The following is an 11,278-nucleotide window of genomic DNA, read 5'->3' as shown; positions in this document are numbered from 1 at the left end:
TGAAGCAGAGTTTGAGGGTTGGCCTCGGTTTTTATTGTGCCGGTGTAGAAAAAATCGATTTTTCTATATAATTTTGTACTCGAAAACAGTTATGAAAAATAATTGAAACACTTAAAAGTCAGATATATGTTACTTGAATTTACAGTTGAGAATTACAGGTCGTTTTATAGGAAAAAGACCTTAGTATTGGAGGCCGATAAAGCTTTGAAAGAATGTACTGAAACGAACTTGTTTGACTGCAATAAATATACTCTGCTTCGTTCGCTTGCGCTGTATGGTGCCAATTCAAGTGGGAAATCCAATCTTGTCAGTGCGATGCACGCAATGGCGAGTTGCGTGTTGTTGTCGGTGAAGTTAAATGACAATGAGCAATTGGAATATGACCCATTTCTTCTTTTGAAGGACAATCACCATCCCTCTATGTTTGAGATTATATTTTTAAAAGGAGAGTATTGTTACAGATATGGATTCAGGTATAATCTGGAGCGTATCGTTGAAGAATGGTTATTCCGGAAAACAACACCTCGTTCTAAAGAGCAGATGATGTTCGTAAGAAACGAAGATGGGATTTGTGTAGATGAGAATAATTTCCCGGAAGGAGTCGGATATGAAGAAAAGACCAATAACAACCGTTTGTTCCTGTCATTATGCCAACAGTTAGGCGGTGAAATATCTCGTCAGGTTATTTCTTGGTTTCAATCGGACTTTAATGTGATTTCTGGATTGAATAATCAACAATATAGAGCATATTCAAAATTATTTTTTCACAAAAAAGAATCTTTGAGTGTTGATGCTCTCAACTTCTTCCAGAAATTGAGACTTGGATTTAACAACATTCTTACTCATGAGGAAGAACCCAATATTCCTCAGGACTTGCCTATGGAATTACGAGCACTCTTCCAAAGAGAAACGCAAGGCAAGAATAGTATTGAGTTGGATTCTATACATAACGTATATTCAGATAAAGGTAATATAGTAGGTACAATTAACTTCTCGTTTGAAGATAGGGAATCTTCCGGTACAAATAAGTTATTTGATCTTTCGGGACCGATATTCGAAACGCTTTATTCTGGGAGCGTGCTTGTCATCGATGAGCTGGATGCAAAAATGCACCCTCTGATTTCTCAGTATATTATTGAATTATTCAATAATCCGGAAACAAATCCAAAGAATGCCCAATTGATATTCACTACCCACGATACGCACTTACTTTCTCAGAAAATTTTAAGACGAGACCAGATATGGTTCACGGAGAAAGATTCTAAAGAGCAGACGGATTTGTATAGTCTGATTGATATCGTACTCCCAGACGGGACCAAACCTCGTAATGATGCAAATTATGAGAAAAACTATATCGCCGGTCGTTATGGTGCCATTCCTTATATATTGAATGATTAATAATGTAAGGCTATGGCAGCAAAGAGAATAAAGATAGATAATGCTTCTTCAAAATTTAGGAGGCAATCGCAAAAGAGAGAACAGAAAGTCATACGTTGCTCTGTGTTAATTGTGTGCGAAGGGACAAAGACTGAACCTAATTACTTTGAAGCTTTTGCCGAAAAGCAACAGGGGGTAATTGTATATGACATCGAGGTTAAAGGGCTTGGGCGTGGAACAAAAGATGTTGTGGAGAAGGCCATTGATCTTAAAAATAAGAATAACTATGACCGTGTTTGGGCTGTTTTCGATAGGGATGAATTTCCTGCAAAGGATTTCAACGAAGCCATTGCGATGGGACAAAAAAATAGCATTGAGGTAGCCTGGAGTAATGAAGCATTCGAATTGTGGTATCTATATCATTTTCAGAATGTAATAACAGGAGTGTCTCGAAAGGATTATGAAGAGAAGATTTCAACAGCTGTAAATGCTTCTCCGAAATATAAATCGAAGAAAAAGTACAGATACGCCAAGAAAGATCCTAACAATTATAAGATAATGACTACTTACGGCTCAATGGAGTCCGCCTTGCGGTATGCGGAAGCGAAGCATTTAGAATATGCAGATTCACGTTATGCAAATCAAAATCCTTGCACTACGATTTATCAGCTTGTACGGCAATTGTTGGGACGAGATGAGAAACTGAATGCTGAACTGATCGCAAGGATTGGGGAAAATGAATTATAGAACTTCAATGATTCAATGGTGGTGTTTTGTGTGTAAAGATAAATAACACCTTAAAAGTGTTTGAATGTAATATTTAAGACACTGATGGATTTTAAACAAAATAATTTCGAATAACATTTATGCAAGTAGAAGAAATAACACAAATATTACGAGAGTCACCAAGCGTACGACTCATAAAATCAAGAAGTGTGGATTTCTTCTTGTCTTTTGTTATTGAAGCGTTTGAAGGACAGGCGGCTATAATGCAGGAACGCTTGCACATGCTACTGGAGAACCGACTGGATGAGCAGGAAAATACGTTGGTGGAGGATGATTCTGAAATGACGAGACTAGTAGAGTCGAACGAACAGAAAGCGAAACGGCTCATCAAAGACTGGACAGACAAGGGATTCTTGACCAATTATCAGAACGAAGAGGGAGAGGTGATATACGAGATTTCGTCACACACAAGCAAATTGATAGATTGGGTGGTGAGCTTGAAAAAAGAAGATTACATCGGTACTGAATCAAAGTTCAAGACACTGTTTTCCCAACTGAAGGAATTGGTGGAATACTCGAACGAGGACCGTGAGAAGCGACTAGAATTGCTTCGAACCAAAAAAATGGAGATAGAGCATCAGATTCAGCGGCTGGAGATGGGCGAAGAGGTCGAGGTTTACGAGGACTACCAGATAGAACCACGATACAACAGTTTGAACAAACTGGCGAAGGAACTGCTGAGCGATTTCAAAGAGGTGGATGACAACTTTAAGGGGATTATCAAAGAGATATACGAACGTCAGACAGAAAATGCAGAGAAGAAAGCTTTGTTGAACTACATCTTTGATGCATATGGCGAACTAAAACAATCGCAACAAGGCAAAAGTTTCTATGCATTTTGGGAGTTTCTGCTCTCGGCCGATCTGCAGAAAGAATGGGACGAGTTGACTGGTGCACTCTACAAAACGCTGGAAAATAGAGGCATTGATGCACATGACATGTTTCTCAAGGAAATGAAAAAGCATCTGTTTGACGCTGGTGAGAAGGTTGCGAAAACCAACGACCGCATGAGCGAGAAACTGAGTCGAATCATTCGCCAGAACGGACATATGAATGCTGAGGCGACAAAGCAAGTAATCAACGATATAAAGAAACTACTCATCGAAGCCAGCAGACGGAAAGAAAAGCCAGATGCTTCGCTTGAATACGAAACCATTGACATCAATCTGCCGCTGGAGCGCCCTCTTACCCTCACACCTGTAAAAGAAACTGTGTATAAGGATAAGCCTGACATAGCCGGACTGAGTCTGGCTGATTTGGAGAGTATTGGTAAACTCTACAATCCGTATCACATCGACCGAAAGGTGCTGAGAGACCGCATCAACGAGGTGTTGAACGACAGACAGCAGACGACCCTGGCAGAGGTGATAGAGCGGAACGAAGGCGTGGAGAAAGGTCTGTCGGAAGTGTTTGGATACATTGGCGTGCTGAAGGAATATAAGACGGTGGTAAGCGAAGAACGCCAGCAACATATTATTTTTACAGAAAATAAAACCATATCAATTCCCGAAATTATAATAACAAGATGAACGCAGCAAATATACAACCATACAGCAGGGCTGTAGTGAAACTGTTGAAAGGCATCGTAGAGAAAGACGATGTAGTTTGGAATGATTTACTCGACTACCAAAGCGAGATTCAGGACTATATCAGTGTGATGGGACTGGAACTCATCGTGAAAAAGGATGAAGGTTTTGCCTTTGTCAAGCAAATGAAATTGGACGAAGACAAAACATTGAACATGGTGTCGAGAAGGTCGTATGGTTTTGAGGTTTCGGTGATACTCATCGTGTTGAGGCAGATACTCGAAGACTTCGACAGCAATCCAACAGAGTCGCAGGCTTCGGACAAGTATGTAACTGCTACTGAAATAAAGGAAGAGGCAGAATTGTTTCTTCCCGCCACATTCAATCGTGCCAAGTTTGAGAAAGATCTTGACCGCTATATAGATAGCATAGCAGGCTTTGGTTTCCTGGTGGAAGCAAAGCATATTGAGGGTGAGAAGCGCTATAAGATACATCGCATCATCAAGGATAAGGTGACACTGGACGATATATTAGAATTTAAAAACAAACTTAATGACTATAATGCAGCAGATGAACCTATTTAATACCAGTTCGGAAGTGGCAGGCTTTAAGCTTGACTATTTGGAAGTGTGGAATTGGGGAACCTTTGACAAAAAAGTGTACCATATGAATTTGCATGGTAGCAACTCGCTATTGACCGGAGCAAACGCCTCGGGCAAGAGTACGCTGATAGATGCTCTGCTCACGCTGATGGTGCCACTGAAGCGCCAACGATTTTACAATCAATCATCGGGTGTGGAGAAGAAGGGCAACCGTACAGAGGAATCGTACTTCTTTGGCAACTATGGCAATCAGCAGCAGGAGGGTGCAGCGAGCACAACCACGCTGAGATTGCGCGACAAAGGGGCTCGTTCGGTATTGCTTGCATCGTTCTGCAATGTGGACAAGCGCGTGGTGACGCTGTTTCAGGTGCGCTACTACACTGGCGAGGAACTAAAGGTACTGTTTGGTGTAGCCCGAGAGTCGTTGACTATAGAGCGTGACTTTTCAGAGTTTGACTTGCATGGCGATTGGCGCAAGCGACTGACGAAAAAATACAATACGAATGAAACAAAACGCACGATAGAGTTTTTTGATGGTCCGGTGGCATATGGCGAAAAGATGATAACCCTCTTCGGTATGCGTTCGGACAAGGCGCTTACACTCTTCAATCAGATAGTGGGTGTGAAAGTGTTGGACGATCTGGACAGTTTTATTCGTACGAATATGCTCGAGGAACTGCCGGCTGAGGAGAAGTATCAGGAACTGAAGGACAACTTCCAAAATCTGATGGAGGCTAAGACTAATATCGATAAGGTGAAGGAGCAGATTGCCCAACTGGAACCAATCAATGCATTGACAGAGGAACTGAAGGAGATAGACATACGCATAGTTGAAATGGAGCAGGAGAAGAGTGTGGCAGCCTATTGGTTTGCTGCGCGAACGGTGGATTTGTGCGACAAGGAGTTGGTGTGCTGCAAGAGCGACTTGAGGAAACTGGAAGATAGGTTGAAGGAGTTGAAGGTGCAGAAGGGTGAGCTGGAACAAGAGCAAATGCGCTTGACGGTGGCTATTGAGAAGGACGAGGTGGGTCAGCAGATACGTGAAATTGAAAAGGAAATCAATCAGAGAGTGAGGATACGTGATAACCGCAAGGCCAAAGCCGAAGAATACGATAAGTTGGCAAAGCTGGTGAAGATGGAACAAAGTCCTGATGTAGAGGTATTCGAAATTAATCGTGCGACCGCCAAACGCGAGAAAGATGCTCTGCAAGTGACGATTGACAGGCAACTTATGGAAGAGAAGCGTCAGGCACAAAACCGTCAGGATGAAATCTGTAGCAACATAGAAGAACGAATGGCCACCATACGCTATCTGCAGCAGCATAAGAACAATATATCCGGTCGTGTGGCTGAGATTCGTGATGAGATACTGGAAGCTGTTGGTGCAACTACCGAAGAGATTCCATTCATTGGTGAACTGATATGTGTGAAGGATGATGAGCGTGATTGGGAATATTCCATTGAGCGTATTCTTCACAATTTTGCATTGCGGTTGGTAGTGCCGGAGAAGTATTACAAGCAGGTAAATGAGTATGTGAATGGTCATAATCTGCGAGGTCGTATCGTGTATCAGCGATACCAGGGCGCAGAGACTATTCGTGAGTTTGAGGATAGGACATTGAAAGCGGATTCGTTGCTCCGTAAGCTTGAATACAAGCCAATGTGTTTGTATTTGGATTGGCTTGAGGACAGGTTATTTGCTGAGTTCAACTATAGTTGTGTTGATTCGCTTGCGGACTTCAACCATCTGCAAGAGAAAGCAGTAACAAAAGAGGGGCTGATAAAGGCGAGAGGTGGTAAGCATGAGAAAGACGACCGACCAGAGATACGAGGCAAGGAACACTATGTGCTTGGCTGGGATAACAAGGAGAAAATTGCCGTGTTACAGGCAGAGGTGCGTCAGTTGCAGCAGGAAGAAAAGATGACAGCAGCTAAAGTCCGTAAGCTAGAGGAAGACATAAAGAATGCTCAGAAGAAGCGGGAAACCTATTTGACGCTGTTTAGTAAATACGATAAATTTGATGATATCGACTGGCAGTCGTGTGTACTAGTCATTCAGCAAAAGCAAGAACAGAAACGACAACTGGAGGAAGCCAATAATCGGGTGAAGATTTTACAGGAGCAATTGGCGGGGGTGAGAAAAGAAATCGGTTTACTTGATGATGAGAACAATGAAGCTATCAAAAAGAAAACATTATCGGAGAATCGTGAGAATAAGTTCAAAGAAAGGAGAAACGAAAGTAATTCAGCTTTGGCTCAAATAGGCGTAGTTGATACGGATACTTTTGAGTCGCAACACACAGATTTACTGAATGTGGCATTGGAGGATTTGAACGGAAAGCGTGACACGTTACAACATGAGATCGATTTAGCTTTGCAGAAACAGCGTGAAACGAAGAGTCGCAAGAATAGCGATTTGAAGAACCTGATTTATCGCTTCAAGAATCCCGCAGAGGAAATTACCATGAAGTATCACGATTGGCGTTCGGATGTGAGCCGTTTGCCCGAAGCCGTGGAGTTTATGGGCGAATATCAGGCCTATTACCAACGATTGCTTGACGAAGATTTACCAGGGTTTGAATCGCGCTTCAACAAGTATTTGCAGGAGAATATCATCAACAAAGTCAGTGCATTCAATGTATTCTTCCAAAACTGGTGTCAGTCTATCACCAAGACCATCGACCAATTGAATTCGTATCTTATAGGCATTGATTTCAAAGATGCTCCAAAGACTTATATCCAGTTGGTAGCAACCAAACGATTGAATGTGGATGTGAAGGAGTTTCAAAACCTGCTGAGCAGTGCAATACCTAATATTCATGAGATGAATTCAACAATCGATGGAAGCAAGATTCATTTCGAACAGCATATTGAACCACTGATGTCTCGCTTACAGGTCGAATCATGGCGAAAGTCGGTGATGGATGTGCGTGGATGGTACACATATAAGTCGGAGGAGTTTTACCAAGACGATGGGCAGAAGCGTAACACCTATGAGGCGATGGGGCAGCTGTCTGGTGGCGAGAAAGCACAATTAACATACACGATTCTGGGATCGGCTATCGCTTACCAGTTCGGATTAACCAAGAGTGGATTAGATTCTTCGTTCCGCTTCATTGCAATAGATGAAGCTTTTCGCGCACAGGACGAGGACAAGGCACGCTATCTGATTTCGCTCTGCAAACAACTCCATCTGCAGTTGCTCGTGGTGACTCCGAGCGACAATATTCACATCGTGGAGAACGATATTTCGTATGTGCATTATGTGGAGCGCAAGGGCAACTGTTCTGTGCTCTATAATATGCCTATCAGTGAGTTTAAGGCAGAACGTGAAAAGAGTATGGAAGTATGATAACGGCAGTAGAAATACGTAAGAAGACTGAACGCAAGTATGTAGATTATTTGCGTTCGGTGGTAGCTGGCTCTGAGTTTGAGCCAATTGTGATCCCTTGCGACAAGAAGGCTAGCGCATCGATGGACGAGTATCAACGTGAACTGACGGACATCCGTTCGCAATCGAAAGAGGTGAAGGGCTTTGGTTACACGATTGAGTGGAAAACAGTGAAAACGAAAGCATTGGGCGAACAGGATCTGCCTGAGCGCGTGTTATTCGAGAGTGCATCGGACATTGAGCGCTTCTTGCAGAAGTGTGGTGAAGTATCACAGTTTCGTAAGGATGTGGCAATGTTGCTTGATGAGTTTCCGCAGCTTCGTTCATGGGTGGAACGCTATCCGCTGAAGGTGGTGGAAAATGCTTCCTTTTGGTCTGATTTGCTGAAAGTTTTGCGCTATTTTGTGGCAAACCCTTGTCCTAGGTTGTACATTCGTGAATTGCCCATTGAGGTGCATACCAAGTTTATTGAACGTAACAAGGGAGTGCTTCGTGATTTGCTGGATATTGTCATTGTAGAGCATGTTTGTTCGGATGAGAAGGTGTTCGAGAAGCGCTTTGGATTGCGATACGATGAGTCATGGGTGCGGATTCGTGTGCTGGAAGCATCGATTGCGAATGAATACTTTTCTGGTGTAGACGATCTTACGATGCCTCAGAGTCAGTTCTGTGCGTTGTCGTTGCCTGTGCAAAAGGTGTTTGTGGTGGAGAATAAAATCAACTTCCTGACTTTTCCCAAGTTGGCAGGAAGTCTGCTGATTTGGGGGCATGGATTCACCATTGGCATCCTCAAGTCTGTTCCGTTCATGCGGCACGCTTCACTATATTATTGGGGCGACATTGATGCACAGGGCTTCGAAATTCTTTCGCAGTTCCGCAGTTATTTTCCCCAGACACAAAGCCTTCTGATGGATCGCACTACCTTTGACACATATTTTGAAGGCGACAAAGGCACACCAAGCAATGTATCAAAGCCTCTCCATCTTACCCCTGCGGAAGCCGCACTGTACGATCATGTCAAGTTTCACAACCTACGTCTAGAGCAAGAGAAGATTCCGCAAAAATGTATTAATAATATATTCAATAGTTTGTTAAAAAATGGCTAGGTAATATCTGAGGTCTAACGGATAGATGTAAAATTATTATGGCAACTTTAGCTGAATTGTACGAATTCCTTGAAACAAAACAGGATGATAGTCATCTTGACAGTAGATTCTCGTATGACGCATTTTTATCGGTAGAACAGCCAAAAGCACGTCTTGAGATTCTTACATGGTGGAAAATTGAACGGCTGATAGAGGATGAGAATTGTAATTTTGATAAGAATTTTATTGTATCTTATTTTGATGAACGTGTTAAAGCTACGAATAACCAGTTATTAAAATACAGATACAATTACTTTATTTCACTATTAACGAATGACAACCGCTATGCTAAGCAATCTATTGATGCTTTGATAGCGGTGATTAACACTTTATTGCCAAAAGACAAAGAAGATTATCCGCATGTAGCAGAAAAGGCTATAGAGGTTCTGATGTCACTGATAAAAAGAGTGAAGTATAAGATACCCGAGGCTACCGATTTGATTTGGGGCGTGTTGGAATCAGACTATGGATACCGCACAAAAATGGTTTGCATAAGGTTGGCTAAGGAAAAGGGTTTCTTTCCAAGTCGTGATGCAAAGAAAATCGTATGTTTGTGCAAGGATTTGTTGTCATTAGTCAAAGATAGCTGGCGTGAGAACTGCTGTGAGTTAGGTTTATTCTATTCATCAAAGATTCAGGGAGAGGCAAAGCCGTACATGAACTTTTTTTATGAAGCGTTGGGAGATATGGAAATGGGGCAATTAGTTGATCCGGCAACTGCACCAAATAATATTGCCATCCCATGGATGAACGAAGATCATTCCCAAAAAGCTATGGTGTTTTATCAGAAGGCGGGGTTGACCCAAAAAAGGAACAGGGCAGAACTGGCATTTCGAGAAAATAAGAAAAAAATGGTAATGCTGCATTTCAAAATTGAGAAGAAAACAGATAAGAAGATTGTTGAGTATTTTGGCAACTTGGAAAAGGAACTACTTGAAGGGAAATTAAGTTGGCTATTGGAGAATCTTTCATGTCTCGTTAGGTTTTTGTTTCCCTCTTACGAACAAATACGCCTACGAATGTCTGCAAGCAAATCTACGGTAGAAAAACTTGGCTTTGAGAATAAGATTATGGACATCAACGGAAACAGCAAGGACGCAGGTAAGGATTTTGATTTGCGTCAGAAATACGGTATATGGCTCATGAATATTGTGAGAAATACTGTTATAAATATGATTCTTACAGCAGTCAACATAAAACAATTAACCTATAGTAAATTGAGGAAATGGTTCCTAAAAAACACTTGTTTTGGTATTCAACTGGAATATACTAGATCAGGTCAAGTAGTTACGACCACATGGTTTTCGCAGATTGATTACGGAGTTGAAGCACTCATTAAACAGTATAATCGTTTTTTGCAAGGAAAACCAACTGATTGGCGATTGCCTGTGGATATTCTTTCCATACGTTTTGAAGGCATTCTGCGTGATATGGTTGGTGATTATGGAGGTTGTGTTACAAAAGTAGGACGAGATAACAGTATTTCTCAGGCATTACTTGATGATCTACTGAGAGAACCATGTTTACTGCAAATATTCAGAAAAGAAGATATTGAATTCTTTGAGTATGTGTTCACAGCTAAAGGATACAATATTCGCAATTACGTAGCACATGCGTTCTATATACCGCAAGATTACGGAATGATAGAGGCAACGCTTGTGTTTTTGTGCATATTGCGCTTGACGATGTTTAGTCCTAAAAGTAAAACAATAACGGCAAATATGAAGTAATTTTGCCGTTATTGTTATAATTGTATGCTATAGTGTATATAGCATATCATACATCAGGTCTTTGCAGGAATAAACTATTGAAACTTCTGTATCTGATGGAGGAACATATGGCTTTGAAATATCATGTTCCGTTCATCGGCATGCCATATGAGGTGTGGCAGGCAGGTCCTGTGGCAAAGGATGTCTTTATTGACCTTTCAGACGTACCCTATATTTTGAAAGGCTTTGTCAGGACAGAGTTCAGGGACGGTGGAATTTTTATTGAGGCTATAGCCGATTTTGATGACAGTGAGTTCTCTGAGTGTGAAATAGAGATAATGGACGATGTTCTGGTCAGATATGGTAATATGACAGCATCAGATCTGTTTTTAGAAACCTGTAAGAAGGATAGCCTGTGGTATCGGACAGCTGTCCGTACCGGGTTACTGGAAACATTCAACAGGCAGGAATGCAATAACTCCGACCTGCAGATTAACTTTGCAGAGGTAATGTCCGATAGTTCGGCAGAGGTGTATTGCGAGAGCTTGAATATACGGCAGACTGCAAATCTTTTAAATGTAGAATTTTATGTTTGAAGGTGTGCCTGTTTCTAGGGGCGTATGGTACGATTTAAATGAGATAACGAATTGTTATTGGCAAGTGGAGTAACTATTCAGCGAATCGAATACAATCAGGTTGGTCAGCAACAATTTTAGAATAATCCTCTGATTATCATCAAAAT

At 41.7% G+C, this 11,278-nt stretch carries 8 protein-coding genes; all 8 read left to right on the top strand.

Going from position 1 to position 11,278, the window contains the following annotated elements; genetic code table 11:
- Nucleotides 1-126 precede the first annotated feature (126 nt).
- Entirely contained in the window at nucleotides 127-1,398 is a 1,272-nt protein-coding gene (locus tag NSB03_RS18645) for an AAA family ATPase (RefSeq protein WP_024988598.1), read from the top strand.
- Between the two features lie 12 nt (nucleotides 1,399-1,410).
- Nucleotides 1,411-2,124, top strand: coding sequence for an RloB family protein (locus NSB03_RS18640; protein WP_005845198.1), 714 nt, complete (start codon nucleotides 1,411-1,413; stop codon nucleotides 2,122-2,124).
- 119 nt (nucleotides 2,125-2,243) lie between these two features.
- Nucleotides 2,244-3,692, top strand: coding sequence for a DUF3375 domain-containing protein (locus NSB03_RS18635; protein WP_024988597.1), 1,449 nt, complete (start codon nucleotides 2,244-2,246; stop codon nucleotides 3,690-3,692).
- Nucleotides 3,689-4,273: a DUF4194 domain-containing protein gene (locus NSB03_RS18630; protein WP_005845194.1), complete on the top strand. Its 585-nt coding sequence runs from the start codon at nucleotides 3,689-3,691 to the stop codon at nucleotides 4,271-4,273. The genes NSB03_RS18635 and NSB03_RS18630 overlap by 4 nt, the downstream gene beginning before the upstream one ends.
- Nucleotides 4,242-7,643, top strand: a complete 3,402-nt coding sequence (locus tag NSB03_RS18625) for an ATP-binding protein (RefSeq protein WP_024988596.1) — start codon at nucleotides 4,242-4,244, stop codon at nucleotides 7,641-7,643. Before NSB03_RS18630 ends, NSB03_RS18625 begins: the two co-directional genes overlap by 32 nt.
- Complete coding sequence (locus tag NSB03_RS18620; protein ID WP_128824497.1) at nucleotides 7,640-8,788, top strand: Wadjet anti-phage system protein JetD domain-containing protein; 1,149 nt, start codon at nucleotides 7,640-7,642, stop codon at nucleotides 8,786-8,788. The genes NSB03_RS18625 and NSB03_RS18620 overlap by 4 nt, the downstream gene beginning before the upstream one ends.
- A gap of 38 nt (nucleotides 8,789-8,826) precedes the next feature.
- Nucleotides 8,827-10,557 (top strand): DUF4209 domain-containing protein, encoded by a 1,731-nt coding sequence (locus NSB03_RS18615; protein WP_257466572.1) that lies wholly within the window; start codon nucleotides 8,827-8,829, stop codon nucleotides 10,555-10,557.
- A gap of 77 nt (nucleotides 10,558-10,634) precedes the next feature.
- Nucleotides 10,635-11,132 (top strand): Panacea domain-containing protein, encoded by a 498-nt coding sequence (locus NSB03_RS18610; protein WP_024988595.1) that lies wholly within the window; start codon nucleotides 10,635-10,637, stop codon nucleotides 11,130-11,132.
- Nucleotides 11,133-11,278: the final 146 nt, after the last annotated feature.

The organism is Bacteroides acidifaciens (assembly GCF_024623065.1).
Classification (GTDB): domain Bacteria; phylum Bacteroidota; class Bacteroidia; order Bacteroidales; family Bacteroidaceae; genus Bacteroides; species Bacteroides acidifaciens.
The sequence above is the reverse complement of the archived record's forward strand: the minus strand, read 5'-3'. Positions and strand labels throughout refer to the sequence as shown.